Source organism: Arthrobacter sp. lap29 (assembly GCF_032458965.1).
Taxonomy (GTDB): domain Bacteria; phylum Actinomycetota; class Actinomycetes; order Actinomycetales; family Micrococcaceae; genus Specibacter; species Specibacter psychrochitiniphilus.
Genome location: NZ_JAUCEK010000003.1, coordinates 305,438 through 328,523, shown reverse-complemented (window position 1 = coordinate 328,523; position 23,086 = coordinate 305,438). Strand labels below are relative to the sequence as shown.

Annotated in this window: 16 protein-coding genes and 1 pseudogene; 12 read left to right on the top strand and 5 right to left on the bottom strand. The window is 58.6% G+C overall.

Going from position 1 to position 23,086, the window contains the following annotated elements:
• The first annotated feature begins 150 nt into the window (after positions 1–150).
• From RY113_RS07010 to RY113_RS07000, 3 genes and pseudogenes are all read left to right on the top strand, one after another.
• Positions 151–333 carry a hypothetical protein gene (locus RY113_RS07010; protein WP_315914005.1) on the top strand — a complete coding sequence of 61 codons (183 nt, stop codon included), beginning with the start codon at positions 151–153 and terminating at the stop codon, positions 331–333.
• A 68-nt stretch (positions 334–401) separates the two neighbouring features.
• A pseudogene (locus tag RY113_RS07005) lies at positions 402–830 on the top strand (sugar phosphate isomerase/epimerase family protein); the annotation flags it as partial.
• Between the two features lie 136 nt (positions 831–966).
• On the top strand, positions 967–1,347 hold the full coding sequence (locus RY113_RS07000) for an RNA-binding S4 domain-containing protein (RefSeq protein ID WP_315914004.1): 381 nt from the start codon (positions 967–969) through the stop codon (positions 1,345–1,347).
• Positions 1,348–1,445: 98 nt separating this feature from the next.
• Here RY113_RS07000 and RY113_RS06995 read toward each other — a convergent pair whose 3' ends face one another.
• Together RY113_RS06995 and RY113_RS06990 are read right to left on the bottom strand one after the other, a co-directional pair.
• Positions 1,446–2,321 carry a TM2 domain-containing protein gene (locus RY113_RS06995; RefSeq protein ID WP_315914003.1) on the bottom strand — a complete coding sequence of 292 codons (876 nt, stop codon included), beginning with the start codon at positions 2,319–2,321 and terminating at the stop codon, positions 1,446–1,448.
• Between the two features lie 80 nt (positions 2,322–2,401).
• Positions 2,402–3,073 carry a hypothetical protein gene (locus tag RY113_RS06990; RefSeq protein ID WP_315914002.1) on the bottom strand — a complete coding sequence of 224 codons (672 nt, stop codon included), beginning with the start codon at positions 3,071–3,073 and terminating at the stop codon, positions 2,402–2,404.
• Between the two features lie 383 nt (positions 3,074–3,456).
• Here RY113_RS06990 and RY113_RS06985 point away from each other — a divergent pair, with 383 nt between their 5' ends.
• From RY113_RS06985 to RY113_RS06965, 6 genes are all read left to right on the top strand, one after another.
• On the top strand, positions 3,457–5,529 hold the full coding sequence (locus tag RY113_RS06985) for a hypothetical protein (RefSeq protein WP_315914001.1): 2,073 nt from the start codon (positions 3,457–3,459) through the stop codon (positions 5,527–5,529).
• A gap of 14 nt (positions 5,530–5,543) precedes the next feature.
• Positions 5,544–7,151, top strand: coding sequence for a class I SAM-dependent DNA methyltransferase (locus tag RY113_RS06980; RefSeq protein WP_315914000.1), 1,608 nt, complete (start codon positions 5,544–5,546; stop codon positions 7,149–7,151).
• Complete coding sequence (locus RY113_RS06975; protein WP_315913999.1) at positions 7,148–8,341, top strand: restriction endonuclease subunit S; 1,194 nt, start codon at positions 7,148–7,150, stop codon at positions 8,339–8,341. Before RY113_RS06980 ends, RY113_RS06975 begins: the two co-directional genes overlap by 4 nt.
• A gap of 122 nt (positions 8,342–8,463) precedes the next feature.
• Positions 8,464–9,501, top strand: a complete 1,038-nt coding sequence (locus RY113_RS06970; RefSeq protein WP_315913998.1) for a 5'-nucleotidase — start codon at positions 8,464–8,466, stop codon at positions 9,499–9,501.
• A gap of 233 nt (positions 9,502–9,734) precedes the next feature.
• Complete coding sequence (locus tag RY113_RS18500; RefSeq protein ID WP_354212230.1) at positions 9,735–10,034, top strand: helix-turn-helix transcriptional regulator; 300 nt, start codon at positions 9,735–9,737, stop codon at positions 10,032–10,034.
• Positions 10,027–11,316 (top strand): HipA domain-containing protein, encoded by a 1,290-nt coding sequence (locus RY113_RS06965; protein WP_315913997.1) that lies wholly within the window; start codon positions 10,027–10,029, stop codon positions 11,314–11,316. The genes RY113_RS18500 and RY113_RS06965 overlap by 8 nt, the downstream gene beginning before the upstream one ends.
• Before the next feature lie 251 nt (positions 11,317–11,567).
• Here the strand turns inward: RY113_RS06965 and RY113_RS06960 are convergent, their stop codons facing one another.
• Complete coding sequence (locus tag RY113_RS06960; protein WP_315913996.1) at positions 11,568–11,798, bottom strand: nucleotidyltransferase domain-containing protein; 231 nt, start codon at positions 11,796–11,798, stop codon at positions 11,568–11,570.
• A gap of 234 nt (positions 11,799–12,032) precedes the next feature.
• Here RY113_RS06960 and RY113_RS06955 point away from each other — a divergent pair, with 234 nt between their 5' ends.
• The gene (locus tag RY113_RS06955; RefSeq protein ID WP_315913995.1) at positions 12,033–13,946 is read left to right on the top strand and encodes a hypothetical protein; all 1,914 of its coding nucleotides are present in this window, start codon (positions 12,033–12,035) and stop codon (positions 13,944–13,946) included.
• Positions 13,947–14,072: 126 nt separating this feature from the next.
• On the opposite strand, the gene RY113_RS06950 is transcribed toward RY113_RS06955, so the two are convergent.
• Complete coding sequence (locus tag RY113_RS06950; RefSeq protein ID WP_315913994.1) at positions 14,073–15,881, bottom strand: plasmid pRiA4b ORF-3 family protein; 1,809 nt, start codon at positions 15,879–15,881, stop codon at positions 14,073–14,075.
• Between the two features lie 335 nt (positions 15,882–16,216).
• Positions 16,217–17,065: a Fic family protein gene (locus RY113_RS06945; RefSeq protein ID WP_315913993.1), complete on the bottom strand. Its 849-nt coding sequence runs from the start codon at positions 17,063–17,065 to the stop codon at positions 16,217–16,219.
• 418 nt (positions 17,066–17,483) lie between these two features.
• Between RY113_RS06945 and RY113_RS06940 the strand changes: the two genes are divergently transcribed.
• Together RY113_RS06940 and RY113_RS06935 are read left to right on the top strand one after the other, a co-directional pair.
• Positions 17,484–20,672 carry a type I restriction endonuclease subunit R gene (locus tag RY113_RS06940; protein WP_315913992.1) on the top strand — a complete coding sequence of 1,063 codons (3,189 nt, stop codon included), beginning with the start codon at positions 17,484–17,486 and terminating at the stop codon, positions 20,670–20,672.
• Positions 20,673–21,286: 614 nt separating this feature from the next.
• Complete coding sequence (locus tag RY113_RS06935) at positions 21,287–23,005, top strand: L-lactate permease (RefSeq protein ID WP_315913991.1); 1,719 nt, start codon at positions 21,287–21,289, stop codon at positions 23,003–23,005.
• Positions 23,006–23,086 lie beyond the last annotated feature (81 nt).

The following is a 23,086-nucleotide window of genomic DNA, read 5'->3' as shown; positions in this document are numbered from 1 at the left end:
ATACCATAAGGATCCCCAGCGCTGTGCTGGCCCTTGTGGCTGGGTTGGCTGGCGGTTGGCCCGGCAGTGCCTTGGCCCGGCCCGCAGCCACGGCCGCTGCTCTGGTGGGTGGCTTCGATGCCACCGCCGTGGCACGGGCGGTACTGAGGGGTGAGCGCCGTTCCCCTGCCGCCGTTGGTTGCCAAAGAGCTCGGGGTGGCCGACGCCCTGTACTTGCAGGCTGAGGTGCCCGGCGGTCCCGCTGCCCTGGCCGGACTGCGAACAAGCGACGTCGTGGCGCTACTGGATAATCGCCCCGCCACCAGCACCGCGACACTCGGCGCCCTGCCCTGACACGGAGCCCCTCTGCTCCCCTAGATTCGTGACGGCGTGCCAAGACTGACGGCAACAGATAGGCGGTGGTGCGCGCTCTGGAGGCCATTTACCACCGCCCAGCGTCTGGACTGAACTGGGACCCCTCCCACTTCATGTGGCAGGGCATTGATCCGGTTTCCTTCATCTGGGACTTCAAGGACCGGATCTACCATGTTGATTGCAAGGATACGAAGCTGCGTCCCACGGGCCGCAACACGGTCATGGGCTCGCATTTGCCATGGGGAGATCCGCGCCGCGGCTGCGACTTCGTTTCGGCTGGCCGGGGAGATGTGCCGTGGGAATCCTCCTTCCGCGCACTGAGCGCCATCGGATACCACGGCCCCATCTCCATCGAGTGGGAAGACGCCGGAATGGACCGTCTGCAAGGCGCACCCGAGGCCCTCGCAGCACTGAAGAAGTTCGACTTCGCCCCGTCCACGCAGTCTTTTGACGCTGCGTTCAGCAACCAGGACTAGCCCTACCGATGGCGTTTTGGGGTATCTGACGAGTTCTGACACCGATCCCGCTTTCTGATCCCGGAAATCCGGGATCAGAAAGCGGGATCGGTTTCATTTTTCGTGGGACAGGCTCACGGATAGAGTGGATTCCATCATGAGCATTCCAAAGTCAGCACCCGCCTCAGTGCGCATTGACGCCTGGCTGTGGTCCATCCGCGCCTACAAGACCCGGTCCATGGCCACTGCCGCCTGCCGCGCCGGCCATGTGAAACTCAATGACGTGAACGCCAAGGCTGCTCACACGGTGGTCCCCGGCGACACCGTCCGAGTCCGCCAGCCCGGCTATGACCGGATCCTGGAAGTTCGCCTGTTGATCAAAAAACGCGTTGGTCCCGAAGCGGCCTCGCACTGCTTCACCGACCACACTCCCCCGCGCCCGGTCCTGCCAGCGCTGGGCTTGCCCCAGCGCGATCGGGGCACTGGCCGGCCCACTAAGAAGGACCGCCGAGACATGGACAAACTTCGCGGAGAATGACTCCAAAGCGGGCGCTGAGTGAACCTACCGAACGCAAGGGCCGCCGTCGTACTTGAAAAAGTACGACGGCGGCCCTCAAGTTTTGCGGCCAGCGGCAGTTAGCCGGGAATCTGAACTCGGGCAACCTGCTGCATCAGCGGATCCGAGATGCCAATGCTCGCTGCACCCGGAGCAATGTCGAAGGCAACAAAGCCGCGTGATTTATCTCCAGCAGGCACGTCGCCAGCAGGCAACTGATCGTCGGCGAAGAACTGAAAGTCGCCCTTGCGGCCGTCGTCAGTCTTTACGGAGAAATACAGCGGATTGGCGGAGGTGGTTCCAGACTCGGTCTCCCACAGCACATCCAGCAGCAGGTACTCGCCATTTTTGGCCTCGGTGGCGAGCACGTTCGTGCTGACAACATCTGTGCGCACCGCCGAGACAATGGTGATCCTAGCAACGTTGCCATTGCCCATCTTTACCGTGAAGGGGACGCCAACAGTAGGCTCCGCTTCTTGGGCTGGCGCCTCCGGGGCTGGAGCGTCAGCGGCAGGATCTACCGCAGGTGCCTCAACAGGGGCATCGACCTTGGGAGCCGTGATCACAGTATTCTTCAAGGCGTCGGGGGCTGCTGAGGATCCGCCCGCTGCGCCACCTCCGGACACCGAACCAATCACCAACAAGACGGCGGTGACTATCCAGGCCACAACCTTGTGCTTGTCATATCCCGCCAGCAGTCGTCCCTGCTTGTCCCGCTGCTTTCCAGCCAGTGTGATGATGAGATCCACCAATACCCATATGCCCGCGCCGCCGAGGGTAACGAGTTTGAGGATGCCGGTGCCCACCTTGCCCAGGTAGAACCGGTCAACTCCGAAAATCCCCAGGAACAAGGCAAAGAGCCAGGTGGCAATGAAGGATTTGGTCCCTACTCCGGCGCCCTGCGGCTCCGTTGCAAAGGGCGCTGACGGTGCCTTGGTGTACATGTCGTTCGTCAATTTAGGTGTCCTTGTCTGTGGCACTGCGGTCCATGGTGGCCGCGAGTGAAAGTGATGATGAACCGGGATTACCCGGGGAACTACTGTTTGGTCCAGCTACCACAGCGGCTCGATTTAAAGTCCTGGCCGGCGCTGATGGTCACCGACGGGCGGCCCCCTCCCGGGATGTCGTTGTCCACAATGTCCGAGCCGTTGCTCCCACTGGTCAGGATCGCCCAGTAGCACGAGGAGCCAACGTCGGCTGTGGCAATGTAGGTGCCCGGCTCAATGTCACGTCCCACTGTCCGGGTTCCATCGCCAAAGGTGTTCTTGGCCTTCGCCGCTTCGGCTCCACTCACTGTGGTTTCACGCTTCTTGAGCGCAGCTTCTGCCTCGGAGTTCTTCTTCTCCGTCTCAGTCGCGGCCTTCTCCCGGCTCACAACCGCCGATTCACGAGACTCAATATCCCCTTTGAGCTTGAGGTGAAGCTCCTCCAAGGTGGCGTAGTCCGTCTGCAGCAACCGAATTTTCTGGTCCACACCGGCCTTGCTTTCTTGCAATGCCACGTACGCCGAGCTCTTGCTGGGGTCCGGCAGTGTTGTCCCGAAGAACGTCCCCGCCCCAAGAAGTACCGCGCCGGCCACTGCACTTACCAGCACCTTGGCCTTCAACGTGCGCTTTGTACCGGCCTTCGGCTTCGAAGACGGCACCTGCGCAGCATTGGCTCTTGGAGCTTCTGAGACCACTTGGTCGTTTTGCTGCTCAGGCTTCATAGCCGTCTTCCTCATTCCGTGTTGGAGTTCCTTGTTCATCAGGCACATCAGTGGCAGCGCCGGCTGCCGTTGGGACTGGCCGGAGGGCGTTCACCAACGGAGGGCTAACAAACAACTGACCGTCCGCCAGCCCCAGGACTTGGCCCGTGCTGCTGTATATCAACCGCCGTCTGGCTTTTCCTGCATCGGCGTTTTTGCTGCCCATGATGTGCTTCCCCCAAATGGTGAATGGTGCTCGTTGCTGTCAGGAATACGCTAAGCCGTCGTGAGAAAATTACTGAGGATCGTTCTGATAAGAGGACTTATCAACAAGTTGTAAACAGACTGTGGATTACGGCATAGGCTGTATTTGCACCTGCCACACAGACATGAAAGGAGGGCGCATGCACCAGCAACCCGCACCCCTGCGCATCTCCTTGGCTGAAATTGCAGAGCTGACCCGGGTGCAGCGTCCTGTGGTCTCCATGTGGCGCAGTCGCAGCAAGGGCACCGAGAATCCCTTCCCGGAGCCAGCTAACGTGCACCGCGGTCAGCAGCTATTTGACGCCGCTGAAGTCATGACCTGGCTTGAGACAACTCATCACGGCAACAATCCACAGGCCCCCGCGGACATGGCCGCCTATGCCCGCGCAGATTCGGCCCGGACGGATCCGGAAGCAGCGTTTGCCTCACTGAGCGCACTTGTCACGCTGCGCTACTTAACGGGCCAGCCACTGAACGGTCTGGACCACGATGACTTGTTGGATGCTGCGGATGATCATGATCCGGACAACGTCTTTCTATACTCAGAAATCGAAGCCCTGGGCTCCACGGCAATGCAGCAGGGCGCACATGCTGACGGATTAGTGGACGCCGCCTACTCCCCTGCTGCCGCCTTCGAGCATCTGCTGGGCGAACGCTTCCGCGCCGGTCTGCGGGACCATGCTGATACGGCCTTAGCGGATCCGGCCATTGAGCTGGCAGCCCGCTGCGCCGTGGAACTTGGTACGGCCATCGGCGCCAGGCACCCAATATTTGTGGATCCCACTCCCGGCAGCAGTGACTTGTTGGTGGCCGTGGCCGGGCTATTGCCGGAGGACGCCGATCCAACCTTCATCACACCCAACGCGCCCGGCCAGGCACCCCGGACAGCACTGTGCCGCCTGTTGGTCCACGGCGTTCACCGCGAGTGCCTCGAGGTCACCGGTTCCGGACAGTTCTCCGTGCAGGATCCGGCCGTGCATGTGGCGGCGTACCCTTCCGCGGGCGCCCCGGACATGGCCGCGGCAGACATTCTCGCCAGCATCGAAAACACTGTGTTGCAGATGGATGACCGCCAGCGCGGCGTCATCATGGCCCCCGCCACGGTGCTCACCGATGCTTTAACTGAACCGGCTGCCGCCGTGCGCTCGGACCTGCTCCGCTCGGGCCGGGTGCGCGCCATTGTCAGGCTGCCCGCAGGCCTGGTCCCGGCCAAGACCCGCCAGTCGCTGGCCCTCTGGATGCTTGGGCCGGCTCTTGCTGCCGTGCCGATTGCCGAGCGTTGGACCATGGTGGCCGATCTGTCCGGGACTACCTTGAGCCGGGTGGTGGTGCAGGATCTGGTGAGCGATCTTGCCGTGTCCATGGATTCGGCGGCAGTGATCCGCGCCCACTCCATGCGCTTTGCACACCTTGTCCCCACCTCACGCCTGCTGGCCATGCGTGGTGCGCTGGTAAGGCCCGCAACCGAGCGGAGCACATCTCATCCTGCCGAGCAGGCCGTGCGTGCCGATCAGCTCATTGCACTGCTCAATGGTGCTGATACCACGCCCGCGCCCCTGCCCATTGGGCTGACGCTAGGCCAGGGCACCGGTGCCACGGCCACGGTGCAGCAGTTGCTGGACAAGGACCATCTGAAGTATCAAACCGGCGCCCGGCTGGATCCCAATTTGTCCCTAACGGACGACGCCGGCCCCCGCGTTTTGGGGCTGCCGGAACTTGGGCTCGCGGAGCCTTTGGGACGGGCGCAGCCGTCGGGACTGCCCGAGGCTGTGGGAGGGGCGGGTGTGCGCGAACGCCGCATCCAGCGGCTGGTATTGGCCAGGACTCACCCCAATGCGCGGCTGACCGAACCAGGTGATGTCGTCTTTGCCACAACTCCCACGCCGGCGGCGATGGTGGACGCAGAAGGAGGGGCCGTCGTCGAATATCCGGCTAGGGTGCTTCGGGTCAGCGCCATGGATCCCGGCGGGCTTATGCCGGAACTCTTGGCAGCCGATATCAATGGTGCCGCATCCAAGGAATGGCGGAGTTGGTCTCTTCGCCTCATTCCGCATAGCACCGTACAGGCGCTGCGCCCCGTGCTATTACTGCTTGAAACCGAGCAGGCTGCCGTTCAGCTCAGGCTCCAGCGGCTCAATGAACTCACCACACTCATCCGTGACGGCGTCAGCGCCGGCGGGATGGTTGTGGACGCTAACATCGTTTTAACGTAAAGGAAGTATGGCCCATGCCCCCGAAGAAGAATGTGGACGCCGCCCCGTCCACCATGAAGGAACTCAAGGACACTCTGTGGAAGGCCGCGGATAAGCTGCGCGGCTCCATGGATGCCTCGCAGTACAAGGACGTGATTCTGGGGCTCGTGTTCCTGAAGTATGTTTCGGATGCCTTTGATGAGCGCCGTGAGCAGATCTCCTCCGAGCTGACGGCCGAGGGCCTGAACGAGGAGCAGATCGGCCAGCTCATTGACGATATTGATGAGTACACCGGCCGTGGCGTGTTTTGGGTTCCGGCCCGTGCACGCTGGACCTACTTGGCACAGAATGCCAAGGGCACACCGGCTTCGATGGATTCGCATGCCAAAAGCATCGGCGAGCTGATTGACGACGCCATGGCGGACGTGATGGGCACCAACCCGTCGTTGGCTGCCACGCTTCCCATGATCTTCAACAAGGACAACATCGACCAGCGCCGACTGGGCGAACTGCTGGATCTGTTCAACTCGGCCAAGTTCACCGGCCAGGGCGCCACGAAGGCCCGCGATCTTCTGGGCGAGGTGTACGAATACTTCCTGGAGAAGTTTGCCCGCGCAGAAGGCAAGCGCGGCGGCGAGTTCTACACCCCGGCCGGTGTGGTGCGCGTTTTGGTTGAGGTGCTGCGCCCGGATCACGGCCGCGTGTACGATCCCGCGTGTGGTTCCGGCGGCATGTTTGTCCAGGCCGAGAAGTTCCTGGAAGCCCACAACAAGGAGGGCTCGGAGATTTCCGTCTACGGCCAGGAGCTCAATGAGCGTACCTGGCGGATGGCGAAAATGAACCTGGCCATCCACGGGCTCAACGGCAACTTGGCCTCGCGGTGGGGCGACACCTTTGCCCGCGACCAGCACCCGGACATGCAGGCCGATTTCATCATGGCCAACCCGCCGTTCAACATCAAGGACTGGGCACGTTCGGAGTCCGACCCGCGCTGGAAGTACGGCGTTCCACCGGCTGGGAACGCGAACTATGCGTGGATCCAGCACATCATTTCCAAGCTGGCCCCCGGCGGTACGGCCGGTGTAGTCATGGCGAATGGTTCCATGTCGTCCAACTCTGGCGGTGAGGGTGAGATCCGTGCGCAGCTGGTAGAGGCGGACCTGGTTTCCTGCATGATTGCCCTGCCCACCCAGCTGTTCCGTTCCACCGGCATCCCGGTGTGCACGTGGTTCTTCGCCAAGGACAAGAGCGCCGGTCCTGCCGGGTCTGTGGACCGGACCGGGCAGGTGCTGTTCATCGACGCCCGGAACCTGGGCCACATGGTGGATCGGGCCGAGCGTGCGCTCTCTGATGAGGACATCGCTCGCATTGCGGGAACGTTCCACGCCTGGCGCGGCACCACTGCTGATGCTGGCACGTACGACGACGAAGCCGGCTTCTGCAAGTCCGCCACCCTCGCCGAAATCAAGGCTGCCGACTATGCACTGACCCCGGGGCGCTACGTTGGCGCCGCCGAAGTAGAGGACGACGGCGAAGCGATCGAAGAGAAAATCGCCCGGCTGTCTGCGGAGTTGTTTACCCAGTTCGACGAGTCTTCACGGCTGGCGGCTGTAGTGCGCGACCAGTTGGGGAGGGTTTCATGAACGAGTGGCCAATCTCAACTGTCGGTTTCGTATCTACGCGCGTGACCAAAGGCACGACCCCGAAAGTGGGGGGCTACACAACTGGCGGTGTTTCATTCGTCAAAGTTGAATCAATCACAAGTGAGGGGCAATTCGTTCCCTCGAAATTGGCCTACATCAACGATGAAACGAATCAGTTCCTGGCACGGTCAATTCTAGAGGAAGATGATCTCCTCTTTTCGATCGCTGGAACGATCGGGCGAGTAGCTCGCGTAACACCGCAGGTTCTCCCTGCCAATACCAATCAAGCACTTGCAATAATTCGACCTGATAAAAACAAGATTGCCGTCGGATTTTTGCTGTACTGCCTTCGAGACAAAAATCGAATCCAGAATGCACTGTCGCTAGTAGTTCAGTCGGTGCAGGCCAACCTCAGCCTCTCTGAACTCTCGTCCATACAGATCCCATTTCCGCCACTAAGTGAGCAGCGCGCCATCGCAGAAGTCCTGGGCGCCCTCGACGACAAGATCGCCGCCAACACCAAACTCGCTGCAACCGCCCACGAGCTGGCCGGACACATTTACGACTGCTCCACGAATCCTTTTGATTCCGTACCGATGAGTGACGTTCTGTCCCCTGTTCTTGGTGGAACTCCACCACGGTCAAGGGACGACTTCTGGGCGGGAGACCAATTGTGGGCATCTGCCAAGGACATTACGGGTGCAGAATTTTCCACTGTTGTGGACACCGATGAAAAAATTTCATGCAGTGCAGTCGAAAAGACAAAAGCGAAGCCGTTGCCTGCTGGAAGCGTTATTCTGACCGCCCGCGGAACCGTGGGAGCAGTCGCCCGACTCGCTGTTCCCGCATCCTTTAATCAGTCCTGTTATGGGTTCGTACCCGGAGTTGTTCCACCCGGCGTGTTGTACTTCTCGATCGTGCACGCAACACAGCGGGCCAAGGCCATCGCTCATGGTTCGGTTTTTGACACGATAACCATGAAGACTTTTGACCACTTGGAGTTCCCTGATTTCGAGGGAGACACGATGGCCAACACCGAAGCCAAGATCGCGCCACTTCTAGAGACAATCACGGGGGCAGTCCTCGAAAACCACAAGTTGGCCACAACCCGCGACGCTTTGCTCCCGCAGCTGATGTCCGGCAAGCTGCGCGTTAAGGACGTCGAGTCGCTCGTCTCGGCCGCTGTCTAAAAACAACTCCAAGTTTCCTCCAAGTTCAAATTGGATTTGGAGAAAACTTGGAGGTAGCACTCTGCACTTCAGGAATACGCTTCGCGGGGTCACCGCTCCCCAGTCATCATCCAAAGGAAGAAATGCCGTATTCACTCGAAAATCGCCTTGTTGTCGGGGTGGCTTCAAGCGCTCTGTTTGACTTGAAACGGTCTGATGACTATTTCAACAAGTACGGTGAGGCGAAATATCGCATCTATCAAGACAAAAGCATTGACGATACCTTGGCGCCTGGCTATGCCTTCCCGTTCATTGAGCGCCTCTTGAGTCTCAACAATTTGAGAGGACCCGAGGATCCGGTAGTTGAAGTCATCATTCTCTCGAAGAACGACCCCTCCACCGGATTGCGCGTAATGCGTTCGGTCAAGAAACACGGCCTAGGCATATCACGCGCGGTGTTTACTCAGGGGCAGGCGCCCTACAAATACATCGGCTCCTTCGACATGTCACTGTTCCTCTCGGCAAACCGCAAAGATGTTGACGCGGCTACTCAGATGGGTTTCCCTGCTGGACATGTTCTGCCCTCAACTGCTATCTACACTGGAGGGGACGCATTGCGAGTAGCATTCGACTTCGACAGCGTGCTCGGTGACGATGAGTCAGAAAAGGTCTACCAAGAGACTTCAGGGGACCTGGCCAGATACTACGACTACGAAACCGCCAATCAAGACAGACCCCTTTCCCCGGGTCCGCTAAAGCGGCTACTTGAAGATCTAAATTTGATCCAAGAGCTCGAGACCACTCGTCAAAAGTACGATAAAGACTACAAACCGAGATTGCGGATATCCCTCATCACGGCACGCAGTGCCCCGGCACACGAGCGTGCGATCAGATCACTCACGCAGTGGGGTGTCACCGTTAACGACGCGTTTTTCTTGGGTGGCATCGCAAAATCTAAGGTCCTCGAAGTAATGCGCCCACATATCTTCTTTGATGACCAAAAATCCCACCTAGACCCTGCCGCAGGTTTCACTGCTGGTGTTCATGTTCCCTACGGCATCGCAAACAAGGCTCTTGTACTCAATGAAACACAGTCTGCCCAGCCTGCCGTCGGTGCGATCGACCTAATCACTCCTCAGGATGGCAATAAGGTTGAAGACCTTCTAACGTCAGCAGGTTGAAGTGCTGGATGCTCCTGCTCCGCGTTGGTTCCGTCAGCCGTCCTGAAGAGTACGCTGCGGAGTGAGACCAGCCACCCAAGGCAGTGTTGCAGCGCAGGTCCGATTAACGTACCCAGATTGACATCATTAGATCTAAAAATTACCAATGCACCCGCTCTTGGGTGCATTAACAAGATAATGTGATTATGTACTCGAAATCGAGTACATAATCACATTAGGCTGCGAGGGGCTGAATGACAATCACATCAACTACTACCCGGCTAGGTGCTTCCCTTCGCAGCCGACGAATCGCCCTTGGTATGTCGCAAGAGGAACTCTCCGAGCAGCTGGGAATTTCGCGATCAAAGATCAGCGCCATGGAAAACGGCCGCTTCGGGAGTACCCGATTGCTTTTTGAAGTGACTGAAGCCATCGGGCTCGAAGTATTCATGCTCCCTCGCGACGACAGGACCGCTCGCGCGATTCTCCTGACCCAAGACGATTTTAGGATCAAGACCAGGGGCACTCGAGTGAGGCGTACCAATAATGGCTGACTCCCTAGAAGTCTGGTTCAACAATGCCCACGTGGCCGATCTGACATCCGATGGCCCGGGCGGCGGAGCGGCACTGACGTACACAGCTCATGCGCTGAAGGACTTCGGCGTCGGCTTCCCGCTCTTGTCGGTCCGTATGCCGGTCAGATTGGAAATGTACCCGGCCACGCAGACGCGTGCGTTCCTTGATGGGTTACTCCCGGAAGATCATATCCGTGCACAATTTGCCAATGAGGCCCGTGTAAGTACCGACGATACGTTTGGATTATTGCGCGCATACGGGCTCGACTGCGCCGGAGCCATCCAAGTGACTGACCCGGAAGTTCCCGATCACGCGCGAGAACCAGGCATCCGATGGCTTGATGAAAACGAGTTCGCAGTTGTCGTCTCAGACCTTCCGTCGGCTCCGCTTGGCATTTCGGCTGATCCCGGTGTCCGCTCGAGCCTGGGTGGGCTCCAGGGAAAGCTGGTCGTCGTCGTCGATGGCGACCGAATTGGCATTCCCTTGAATGGACAAGCTTCAACCCACATACTCAAACCGGCTAGACTCACCGAAAAAGGGCTGGAACGCTGGCCGGGCATTGCACAGTTGGAGACCATGGGACTTCGCCTCATCAAGGCTGCCAGCGAGGCCGGGGTTTCAGTTACTGCCTCCGATGCTCGCGTCATCGACATTTCCGGACGACTCGGCCTCCTCGCCAATCGATTTGATCGAAAAAAAGACAAATCGGGCCTCGTGCAACGCATCCACCAGGAAGACCTCGCCCAAGCGCTGGGTATCAAACAAAAGTACCAACTTGACTCCCACACTGCGCCTCGGCTAACAGACATTGCCAACCTGCTTAGAGTCCATGCAACGGCGCCAGCAAGTGCAGTGAATCAGCTTCTGGAAATGGTGACACTGAACGCCGCCATCGGCAACTGCGACATGCACGCGAGAAACCTTGCGTTACTTCTCGACAACGGAAAAATCGGCCTGACACCGGCCTACGACGTGGTCCCCACTGCCGTCTGGCCCGACCATGATAGGGAACTGTCCCTACGTGTTGGCGGCGAGGCATTTCTTGACGATCTTCGTGGTGAGGACCTCCTCGCCGAGGCGACAAGCTGGGGTATGCGACGCCCCCTTTCCAAAAGGATCATCAACCGCTCACTCACAGCATTGGAAGTGGCACTTCCGGCCGTCCGGCAAGCTGCAATAGCCGAAGGTTGGGATCACCCTCTTTTGGACTCAGTAGTAGCCGGTTCCCTTATCCGCATTGAAAACCTGCGGGTGTCATAGTCCGCACCCCACCGCAATCCAAAATTGCAGTGGGGCTCAGGGTCAGCGTCGAGCTTTAGCCAAACCAGTACTGATTCATCCAATTCCGCGGATTCGACCTTCTGTTCATCACGGAACCCATCAAAAATCATCTGCTTGAAGAGGCTCCAGCGGAACCAAATGCGCCTGAATCGCGTCACGAACTTTATCGACGTCGACCTCGAAGTGCTGGTCAACTAGGATGTCAGCGATGCGCTGCTCGGTGCTTCGCCTCACAAAGCAACTGCGTCGGAGAGCGCGGACTCTGAGATCGGCTGCTTGAGCAAGTGGACCGGAAAGGGGTCGATGTCGCTACCCTCACGGGCGGTTCCGCGGACAATTGATCCAAAAATCTTGGGGTTTGTTGCTGCGTGCTTTGCCAGGAGTGCAAGGAGCTCACCACAGTGGGCGTTGAGGAGCTCGCGGAGTGCGATCGTCACAGGCGTTGCGGCTGCCATAGGCATGCATCAAAGATAGCGAGAGGTCCTGATTGGGCGCCAAGATCCCGCACGTAGAAACATGAAGTATTGCCAGCTCCACTTGTGACGAGACCGCCATCGCACTGGACGACATTGACTCACGAGCCCGTCATAATACGGGCGGGAACTTAGTCCCGAAATTGGGCGGGTAGTCTGATCTTTAAGTACCGAAGCATCCAACGTTGGGTGCGCAAATTAGCGCCACGATGGGGGCTCGTCTTGACTGAAAAACCTGTTCTACTTTTCTTGCACGGTGTGGGGGACGGAGACCCGGAGGGCCAATGGAGGGCAGCGCTTGATGAGGCCCTGACACTCTCCGGGTATCCGGGCCTCGACGCGGTTAGCGTTATCGCCCCCAGGTTTGCGCATGCGCTCAAGGGGTTCGATGAACCTGAGCAGCTTCCCACCCGGACCGTCAAGGCGCTCAGCCGTGACGCTGCCAAGCTGAATCGCAGAGACTTCGAGCGCCGCCTTGCCGCCATTGAACACCGGATAGGACGGCAAGATCAGGAACACCTCATCAAAGCGGCTGTTGGGATCCTAGTAGCACCGGCACATGACCTAGTTGCGGACGCAGCATTAGAAACCTGGTCCTTTAAGCAAGCTGCGAACTACTTGAACAGCAAGCAAATCCGAGCCCAAGTCCTAAACCGCATCTTGGCCGCCGTGCCAGAATCCGGCAAGCTTGTCATTGTCGCCCATAGTTTGGGGTCCGTGATCGCTGCCGATCTGCTGCTGCGGCTGCCAGTGGAAGTTGAAGTCTCCGCCATGGTCACCATTGGCAGTCCTTTAGCCAGCGGGAAGTTCAAGCTCGATGATTTGCATGACGCACTGGCCGATCCGCCGTCCCATCTGTCATGGTGGGTGAACTTCAGGAATGCGTGGGATCCGGTGGCAATCAGGCGTGGCCTGTCTTCCGTATTTCCGTGGATGTTGGACCATGTGATCAACACAGGATATGACCCAAACCCAATACTCCCTCATACCGCAAGTGTTTACCTGGAACACAGCACCGTAGCGGACACCATTGGATACGCGGTCTTCGGTTCCAAGTTCAAGGAGGTTGCCTTCGTTGAAAGAGGCGTAGAAATCTCGCTCAATGAAGTTGAGAGTAAGACACTGCTGGGTTTGCGGTACTGCCATCTCATCAAGAATGAGTTGAGCGGTGATATAAGGCGCCGCTACCTTGCCGCGTTGCGATCCGTTCAGGCGCAAGCAGTGGCTGACGTCCGCACGCACAACGCAGCCATCAAGAGGCCCCTCCCATCACAAATAGCACGGCTCGACTTTGACTATTCCGACAGCACTTCACTGCTGCCGGAACCGACGTTCAACCGCTCGGGAACATCAAAAGAGGAGGCCGTGACACTGCTGACGGCCGTTGCTGTGACAAACGTTATTGCTCCTTTCGAAATCACAATTTCAAAGGACATAGAACGGGCGGCCCTGGAAGGACTGGCCTCGGAGATGGGACTAAAACGGCAGTTCGGTTCTGATGTGCTAGAAGCCGGCAAACGTGCCCAAGGCATCCTGCGAGACAGTCAAAATCTGCAATGGGTCAAGGTCGGGGCATTGGTGGCCGGTACAGCGGCATTGGTTGTGGGAACGGGCGGGCTTGCCTTGGCAGCCGCCCCAGGTCTTGCAGGTGCAGCTGTTATCACAAGCGCTTTGGCCAGCTTCGGTCCCGGCGGGATGATTGGCGGGCTGATAACAGCTGGAGCCTTGGTGGGTGGCGGCGGGCTATTGGTCGGTTCCGGAGGCGGAACCATGGTGACCGGCCTTGCAGGGGACGAGACCAGCGTCGATCAATTTGAAGGATTTCTTGCCCTGCAAATGGCCGCTGTAACACTGCGGCAGCAACACAAGATCGACAGCAATCCCTCCGTGTGGCAGTTGCTGACCGAGATTGAAACCAAGGTTAGCCGGCAGCATGAGCGCCTTGATGAAATCTCTGACCCAAAGGCCCCGTCTGTTGCAGCACTTGCCAAGAAACGCATCTTAGTGAAACGGGCGCTCACATACATGAGTGACAACGGCTTGGAACCAGGTGTTCCTGAGATGGCTGAACCGGACGGCAACCCCAGTGATAGGCGCGGGGCAAGGTTCGTCCCGCAGTTCCAGCGCACCAAGTAAAATTCCCCGTCTCCAAACTTCCTCCAAGTTCACTTTGAACTTGGAGGAAGCTTGGAGAAACAACTTTGCTTCCATGAGCGGCAGGCAAGTTGCGGCTGAAAGGCGAGCGCCGTCGTCGTACTTTCCTCAGAACAACTCGGAAAGAATCTCGTCCACGCCATCCTCATCAAAGCTCTTGGGGTCAAACGCTTCACCCTCTTCAATCCCGAGCCAGTCACGGTATTCCTGATATTCCGGGTGGGTGGGCTGGGTCATGATGGCGCCGATGTTTTCCCAGCCCCACACACCGCCGCTGTCCTCAGCCGGTCCGGCACCCCGTCCGCCAGTACAGCGTGCGGCGGGACCGCCGCGGTACTCCAACACGTTCTCCACGGCGATGGAGTGCTCCCAGTTGTCACCAAAATCGTAGGTATAGCCAATCTTGTCCTTTTCCTGCGACAAGATCTGGCCCACTTTTATGCTGGCTTCATCGATGGGCATCTGGTCCCCAAAATCAAAGTCATCACCAACCGGGCCGTACGCCGTACCGTTGTAACCGCCCACACGGAACTCATGCAGGTGGCAGTTCATCCAGCCAAACGCCCGCTGAATGATGTGGTGTAGCTGCGCCAAATTCAAGTCGTTGCGCACCAGTAGGCGCCGCCACACGGGCGGCTTGGAATCCTTGAGCATGATCTTGACTTGCAGGAGCCGAGTCTGCGGGCTCGCCTTGGGCGCAGGCCCGCCGATGGCATCGATACCGGCCAAGCCCTCCCATTCATCGTCCCCCTCCGGCCTGTTCTTTGCGTATTCGAGCAAGGAGGGGATGAATGGCACTAGTGGCGGCAGGACCTGGATGACAGGTTCCAGGGTGAGCAGCCCCAGGCGGGCCATTTCATGCGTCCGTTCCGTCACGATGTCAATGATGGGATCCACGGCTTTTAGTCCAATGTTTGCCACCAACTCGGGGATGTAATCCATGGTGAATCCCCCTGGATGGCAGATGTCCAGTAACAGGATGGATTGGACCAAAGCGACATCTTGGAAGAGCATGCTCCAGTGACTCTCACCATGAACAGAGATTTCCAGGAACTTGCTCACAAAACTGCGCAGAATGCCCAGCCGCCCCGGATGCCCTGTTTCCAGCAGTTCCTCCGCGAATGCAGTGGGGCGGACCCTTGTGGGGCCGACCTGGACCAGGTGGCACGCCTCCAGCGTCACCCAGAACTTCATGAGCTCGTCCAGGCCGTTCATGGACAGGACGGCGTAGACCTCGGCATCGGGCTGGTTCGGATCGCGGCTGGGCTTTTCCCATCTCTGATCGCGGAGCGGCCTGCCTCCCCTGGCACGAAGGCCTATGGCAGATGCTGCGCCCTCAATTTCCTTCAGGCGCAGCAGGCCCGTGGAAGTCACTTCCCTGCCCTTGCCTAGCCAGTGCAAGAAATTTTCCAGATAGTGCACCAGCTCTGTGCCTTCGTAGAACGCCAACTCATCGTTTGCGGTCAGCTGGGGCACTTCAAGCTGGGCGCCGGCGTTTTCCTCGCTCACGTGGAACAGGGAATGCACCGCGTCATATTCTGCCTCCGTACCCGTCCACATACCTGCGCGTTCTAGGAATTCGACATACAGGTGAACGGCTTCAAAGACGAACATAACAGCGTTGTCGGACCCGGTGCTGGCGTTGTCGTAAGCCGCGTATACCTTCCCCAGTACGGTCCCGAACGGTTCCGCATCAAATGCTGTGGCCACGGATGACGGCACCAGCTCAAAATATGCTGCCGCCACGTCCTTCACCGGGTTCAGGTATTCCATGGCAGCATCTGCCGGCATCCCGTGAGAGTCCTGGCACCATTGAACAAACGCAGGTACCACGGCGTCCACGGCCCGGCTTGCCCGAAGCTCGCCAACCGACGTCATTTTCGAATCTTTTGCCGAGCGATCGGTCTTCTTAGCCATGGGATTCCTTCGTGTGCCGAGCGGGCGGGGTCTCGAACACACAGTCTATCCGCGACGGCTGCGTAGCCAGCCGCTCGGCAGAGATGTAAAGAAGGGGGCAAAAGGTTTAAACGTTAGCGAGACATGTAAAGCAGGTTGCAACGTTTATCCACAGCCCTGAAGTAGCGTTCATACCCTCAGGCGAAGTCGTCTTTGAGGATGCTCGGCAGGAAGCCAAGCTCATCCAGCTGCCGAATGATGAATGGCGTAATCGGACCGGGCGCCAAGACAAGTTGGTAGCTGCGCTTGCCCTCGGCAACGGGCTGAATCAGTTTCCTGTCAACAAGCTTGCGAGTTTACTGGCTTCGACTCGAAAACGACCCTGGCAGTGCGATCTCCAGATCCGCGGCCTTAACTTCAGTCAGCCGCGCCACAACATCGAGAGCAGCCGACTCGCGCGCAGAAAATGCACCGGCATCAACCACGCGCTTTATGGCTGGCCGCAACAAGCCGTCCAACACAAAGGTACTGTCGCTGAGCTTATTGAGCTTTTGCATGTCGTTGAGCATGCCGTTCAAGAGGTATTCGCACCACCGGATAATGCCATCCGGAGTAAGTGAATCTGCTTCCTCCAACATGCTGTAATACCGCGACCTGTCCGATCCAAAAACCGATGTCGGGTTGACTGCCCGGTACATCCCGGAATCGCTGAATCCTTGGGAAAGGATAATCGCGTAGGTAAATAGGCGACAGACGCGACCATTTCCGTTTCCGTTTCCGTTTCCAAAGGGATGTATCCAGACGAACCGGTGGTGCGTGATGGCCACTTTCAGAAGGTCGAAGTTCTGCTCCACGGGCCTATTCACAAAGTCCAAAAGCTCAGTCATGTCCCCTTGAACAGACACAGGCGGCGATGGAACGTGGGCTGAACCACCGATCATGACCTCACCGGTTCTGTAAGAACCGGGAGTCTTATCCCCTTCCCGATTCAATCCACTAACCGCAATCTTGTGAAGCTCCCTCACCAGAGCATGCGTTATGGGCGTACCTGGCTTCACAACCCTGTCAACAAAAGCCGCAGCATCCTGCAAATTGATGATCTCTTGGACGCCCTCGGAAGGAGTACAGTCGCCCCCAATTGACCTTGTAGCGCCTTCAACAGCGTCGACGATGGATGTCCGGTTGCCCTCGATGCGTGCGCTCATGATGCTGGACATCAGCTGGAACAAAGACTTCAGCTGCAAAAAATTAGCGGGCGGGCGTTTCCTGTGCTCAAATCTCCTCTCAACCGCTCAAGGTCGATGATCGTGCCAGCCAAGGGCGGACTGAAGGAGAGCTCAGGAAACTCAATGCTCGGCATGCCAAGAATTTAGCATCAACAAAACAACAACTTAGGGAAAAGGCAAAAAAATCCTTTGTTTTCAGTGTTTTTTGCGATCAAATTTCGTCAACAATTAACTTCAAGAGAAGAAAGAACTAAGTTTCTTCTCATCTGCAACTGCATCGAACTCAAAGATGGCACGGCCCAAAAGCCTTGATAACCCCACATACCGGACAAAAAAACATCGCGATGACGCTCAGCTGATAGCGTCATTGAAGATGACAACCACTGGGGAGAATACGATGACATTGGCAGCCACGGGCTTTTCCGAAGCCGACTGGGAAGGCCTCGCGCTGGAGCAACTCGCCGAGCCTCTCGGCTGGCTCCCAAAGCACGGCGAGGACATTGCCCCAGGCAAGGACGAACGTGAGTCTTGGTCTGAGCTGTTGATCCGTCCACGCCTGCTCGCTGCGCTGCAAAAGTTCAACCCCACCGTTCCGCTGCAGTACGTGAAGCAGGCACTGGCGGAGATCATCGCACCCAAATCCAACGATGCCATTACCGAAAATCAGCGCATCCACGGCTATCTGGTCAACGGCTACAGGCTCAGCTACATCGATGCGGACGGCAGCGACGTCAACGCCACTATCCATCTCCTCAGTGCCGACCCAGACCAAAATGACTGGCTCGCCGTCAGCCAAGTGACCTTGGTGGCAGGCGACTACAAGCGCCGCTTCGATCTGGTGCTGTACTGCAACGGCATGCCCGTCAGCGTCATCGAGTTGAAGAAGGCCGGTAGTGCACACGCCAACCTCACCGGCGCGCACGCCCAGCTGCAAACATACCTGCGCGAATTCCCCATGGCCTTCCGCTTCTGCGTCTTTACCCTCGCCAGCGATGGTATCCAGGCCAAATACGGCACCCCCTTCACACCCTTCAATCACTTCTCCCCATGGAACGTGAATGACGACGGCGTCCCTGTTCCCCCGGGATTGATGATTGAGGGGGAGGCCGTCACTGAAATGGAGACGGCCCTACAGGGGCTCTACAACCAAGACAGATTCCTGCAACTGCTCAATGACTTCACCGCTTTTGATGAGAACGCAGACGGCTTGAGTAAGCGCATTGCCAAGCCACACCAGTACTTCGCCGTCACCAAAGCTGTGGGAAGCACGGTCCAGGCGGTCGAATCCAATGGAAAGGCCGGCGTCGTCTGGCACACCCAGGGTTCGGGCAAGTCTATGGAAATGGAGCTCTATACCAACCGCGTGATCCGCCACCCACGGCTGAAGAACCCCACGGTGGTTGTCATCACCGACCGAAATGAGCTGGACGGTCAGCTGTATGAGACGTTCCTGCAGAGCCAGCTGCTGCCGGAAAAGCCACAGAAGATCCGGCGCCGGAGCGAGCTGCGCGAGGAACTGAGCAACCGCACCACCGGTGGCATCTACTTCACCACGCTGCAGAAATTTGGTCGCAGCCAGGCCGAAAAGGAAGCCGGAACAGAGCATCCCTTGCTCAGCGATCGCCGGAACGTCATCGTGGTGGTCGATGAGGCGCACCGCAGCCACTACGACGATTTGGACGGGTACGCCCGGCACCTGCGCGATGCGCTTCCCCACGCCACGCTGATCGCCTTCACGGGCACACCCATCTCCTTCGAAGACCGCAACACCCGCGATGTTTTTGGTGATTACATCGACATTTACGATCTCACCCGGGCCGTGGATGACGGCGCCACCGTTCCTGTCTATTTCGAGCCTCGCCTGATCAAGGTGGGCCTGGCCGGTTCCATTACTGAAGAACAGCTGGATTCCGCGGCCGACGACGCCACGGTGGGTCTGGACTTCACCGAACGCGCCCGCATCGAGGCGAGCGTGGCCGTGGTCAACGCCGTTTATGGCGCCCCAGAACGCATTGCCGCGCTGGCTGCAGACCTGGTGGAACACTGGGAAGGCCGCCGATCCGTGATGAAAAAGTTCATCTCGGTACCGGGAAAAGCGATGATCGTGGGCGGCACCCGCGAGATTTGCGCGAGGCTCTACACAGCCATTGTTGAGCTGCGCCCGGATTGGCACTCCAATGAACTGAGCGCCGGCAAAATCAAGGTGGTCTACTCCGGGGATGCAACAGACACAGCGCCGGTGTCCAACCACGTTCGCCGCGATTCGCTCAACGCCATCGTCAAGGCCAGGCTCAAGGACGCGGATGACGAGCTGGAGTTGGTGATTGTCAAGGACATGATGCTCACAGGCTTTGATGCGCCGCCTCTGCACACCCTCTACCTGGACCGCCCACTCAAGGGGGCGTTGCTCATGCAGACCCTTGCCCGTGTGAACCGCACGTTCCGGGGCAAGGAAGACGGGCTGTTGGTGGCGTACGCCCCGCTCGCCGAGAACCTGGCCAAGGCGCTGGGCGAATACACGCAGTCCGATCAGGCCAACAAGCCTGTGGGAAAGAACATCGACGAGGCCATCGCGCTGACTGTGACAGTGATGGGCACCCTGCGCCAGTTGCTGGCCGGTTACAACTGGAAAGCGGTTCTCCACAAGGGCGGCCCCAAGGCCTGGATCAATGCCGCAACCGGAGCCACCTCGTACCTTCGCGATGCGGCAACACCGGGGAACGCGCCGTCAGAAGATGAAACCTTGGCGTCAAAGTACCGGCGCTATAGTGGGCAGCTCTCGCGGGCCTGGGCGCTGTGTTCCGGCGCGGTGAATCTGGCGGAACACAAACCTGAAGTCCAGATGTACGAGGAGATTCGCGTCTGGATGGCAAAGTTTGACGCCGCAGACCGTCAGGCATCCGGCGAACCTATCCCGGAGGAGATCCAGCGGCTTCTGGGTGAGCTGATTGCCGGTGCCACCCAATCAGGCGAGGTCCTGGACATCTATTCGGCGGCTGGCATGCCCAAGCCCTCACTTGATGATCTGACGCCCGAATTCATCGCCAAAACCAAGGCGGCACGAAACCCTCAGCTGGCCATTGAGGCCCTGCGCAAGCTCGTAGCTGAGGAATCGGTAGCCACTACCCGCAACAACATTGTGCGTCAGCGGACGTTTTCAGAGCGCATCACCGAGCTGATGCGCAAGTACACGAATCAACAGCTCACCTCCGCTGAAGTGATTGCGGAGCTGGTGGAGTTGGCCAAGGAAGTGGCTGCTGAAGCCAACCGCGGGCAGCACTTCACGCCCGCATTGAATTCTGATGAGCTGGCGTTTTACGACGCCGTCGCCTCCAACGAATCCGCTGTTGAAGTCCAGGGCGAGGGTAAGCTGGCCGAAATTGCACGCCAGCTGGTAACCGTCATGCAACGCGATATTCGCACCGATTGGACGGTCCGCGATGATGTTCGGGCGAAACTGCGCTCATCCATCAAACGGCTCTTGGTGATCAACGGGTATCCGCCGGACAGCCAGCCTGCGGCGATCAAGCTGGTCATGGAACAGATGGAGTCCATGGCGCCTCGGTTTGCGGAGGCGCGGGGATGACCGGGCTCGTCCACGTACCGGTGAGTATTGCTGAGCTGTGATCCTCAGGGTTTAACGGCTTCACGCGCGGTTTGTGAATGAATACTGTCAGTGCCATGATCGCCACACCCAGCAGCGCTGTGCAGACGCTGGGAGGCAAGTGCCGCCGTCGTACTTGCGTAAAAAGCCGGGCCCAGACGGCTTAGAACCTGTCGGCAAGCTGGCCGTTCAGCCCGAGCCAGCCCCGATAATCCGTATATTCCCCATGGGAGGGACCAGTGATGGCCTCCAGAGCGCGGGTGGCCCGCAGCTCACCGCCAGAGATCACTTGATGATGCGCTGAACCTTGCCGGTTCGCCTCGTTTTCTTGGCCATGGGTAACCTTCACCCTTGAGATCACCCCTTATGCCCTTAGCGCGCGACACGTCATAGCCGTTGATGAGGAGGAACATCCAACTTCCGGAATCCAACCACAGCGGCGCTGGCAGGACTTTGGGGCACCTCTGTGATTCTGCTCACCGGTAGTGATTATCTAGGCTATAATTTCGTGGTCGGACCATAGTGGTCTGACCACGGTTGCCTCACAAAGGGACCACTAAGAACCTTCCCCGCCCCACTCCAAGCGAAGGACCCCCGTGGATACATTCACACCTACAACAGATCCGCTGGTCGGCAGCATCGCGCTTTCGGCCATCGTCGCCCTCCTGCCCCTAGTGACATTCTTCATCATGCTGGCAGTAGTCAAGGCCAAGGCCCACGTCTCCGGCCTAACCTCCTTAGCGGTAGCGATCCTTGTGGCCATCTTCGTCTTTAAGATGCCCGTGGGCATGACGTTGATGTCCGGCGTGATGGGTGCCGTATTCGGCGCGTTCCCCGTTGTCTGGATCGTCATCATGGCTATCTGGCTGTACCAAATCACCGTGGTTTCAGGACGCTTCGAGGATCTGCGCCGAGTCTTTGACGTGATCGGCGGCGGGGATGTGCGTATCCAATCGATTCTCATCGCCTTCTGTTTCGGTGGCCTGCTTGAGGCACTGGCCGGATTCGGAGCCCCCGTGGCCATCACAGCCACGATGCTGCTGGCCTTGGGGATGTCTCCGCTGCGCGCTGCGGCCGCAGTCCTGGTTGCCAACACCGCCCCGGTGGCCTTCGGCGCGGTAGCCATCCCAATCACCACCGCAGCCTCGCTGACAGGATTAGACGCCAACCACATCGGCGCCATCGTGGGACACCAGGCACCGATCCTTGCCCTCTTTGTTCCGACGCTGCTGTTGTTCATCATTGATGGCAAACGCGGTGTCAAGGAAGTCTGGCCGGCAGCGTTGGTCATCGGCGCCACGTTCGCTGTGACTCAGTTCTTGTGCGCTACCTATTTCTCCTACGAATTGACGGATATTGTTGCCTCGCTGGCTGGCCTTGGCGCAGCCGTCATTTTCCTGCGTTTCTGGTCCTCCAAGGGCCGCGAAGCAGCACGTGAACGCATCATGGTGGGCGGAACCAACGGGGCTACCGGGGGAAGCGCCGGCATTACCACAACGTACGACGAGTCCAACCGCAAGCTACTGCCGGGCCCAACGTTCCTGGCCTTGTTCCCCTACTTGCTTGTGATCATCATCTTCGGCATCGCCAAGCTTTGGACAATGGGAGTCAGTGTTCCCGCCGTCCTTGGATCCACGGACGTCAAGGTTCAATGGCCACTACTCTATGGCCACATCCTGGATGCCGGAGGGAACCCCGTTACCTCAACCGTCTATAACTTCCAGTGGCTCTCGAACCCCGGCACCCTGCTGCTGTTCACAGGTCTGATTGTTGCCGTGGTCTATTCAATCTTTGACGGTGGCGGCAAATACAAGATCAAGGTTTCCCGGGCTATCGCCGAAATCTGGCACACCATCTACAGAATGCGCTGGGCAGCCACCACCATCTTGTCCGTGCTCGCATTGGCCTACGTCATGAACCTCTCCGGCCAGACCATCACCATCGGGACCTGGCTAGCCGGAACAGGAGCATTCTTTGCCTTCCTGTCACCCATTCTTGGCTGGATCGGCACCGCGGTCACCGGATCGGACACCTCGGCCAACGCCTTGTTCGCGAACCTGCAACAAACTGCCGGCATCAACGCTGGGATTGATCCGAACCTCTTGGTTGCCGCCAACACCTCCGGTGGCGTGGTGGGCAAGCTAATCTCCCCACAGAACCTTGCCATTGCCGCAACAGCGGTGGGTATGGAAGGCAAGGAGTCGGTCATCTTGAAGAAGGTTGCCGGGTGGTCGGTGGGCATGCTCCTGATCCTGTGCGTCCTGGTCTATCTGCAGTCGACACCGGTTCTGAGCTGGATGCTGCCCACACCGTAGCCCCGCCGGGCGCTTGGCGCAATCTCTAAATCGATCCGTGAGAAAAGGTCGCTTTGACAGTGTCAAAGCGACCTTTTCTCA

Excerpts from the sequence above, each read along its gene's own strand:
- RY113_RS06990 (WP_315914002.1), bottom strand. The coding sequence starts at position 3,073 with ATGAAGCCTGAGCAGCAAAACGACCAAGTGGTCTCAGAAGCTCCAAGA.
- RY113_RS06970 (WP_315913998.1), top strand. The coding sequence starts at position 8,464 with ATGCCGTATTCACTCGAAAATCGCCTTGTTGTCGGGGTGGCTTCAAGC.
- RY113_RS06965 (WP_315913997.1), top strand. The coding sequence starts at position 10,027 with ATGGCTGACTCCCTAGAAGTCTGGTTCAACAATGCCCACGTGGCCGAT.
- RY113_RS06945 (WP_315913993.1), bottom strand. The coding sequence starts at position 17,065 with ATGAGCGCACGCATCGAGGGCAACCGGACATCCATCGTCGACGCTGTT.
- RY113_RS06950 (WP_315913994.1), bottom strand. The coding sequence starts at position 15,881 with ATGGCTAAGAAGACCGATCGCTCGGCAAAAGATTCGAAAATGACGTCG.
- RY113_RS07000 (WP_315914004.1), top strand. The coding sequence starts at position 967 with ATGAGCATTCCAAAGTCAGCACCCGCCTCAGTGCGCATTGACGCCTGG.
- RY113_RS18500 (WP_354212230.1), top strand. The coding sequence starts at position 9,735 with ATGACAATCACATCAACTACTACCCGGCTAGGTGCTTCCCTTCGCAGC.
- RY113_RS06980 (WP_315914000.1), top strand. The coding sequence starts at position 5,544 with ATGCCCCCGAAGAAGAATGTGGACGCCGCCCCGTCCACCATGAAGGAA.
- RY113_RS06985 (WP_315914001.1), top strand. The coding sequence starts at position 3,457 with ATGCACCAGCAACCCGCACCCCTGCGCATCTCCTTGGCTGAAATTGCA.
- RY113_RS06975 (WP_315913999.1), top strand. The coding sequence starts at position 7,148 with ATGAACGAGTGGCCAATCTCAACTGTCGGTTTCGTATCTACGCGCGTG.
- RY113_RS06960 (WP_315913996.1), bottom strand. The coding sequence starts at position 11,798 with ATGCCTATGGCAGCCGCAACGCCTGTGACGATCGCACTCCGCGAGCTC.
- RY113_RS06940 (WP_315913992.1), top strand. The coding sequence starts at position 17,484 with ATGACATTGGCAGCCACGGGCTTTTCCGAAGCCGACTGGGAAGGCCTC.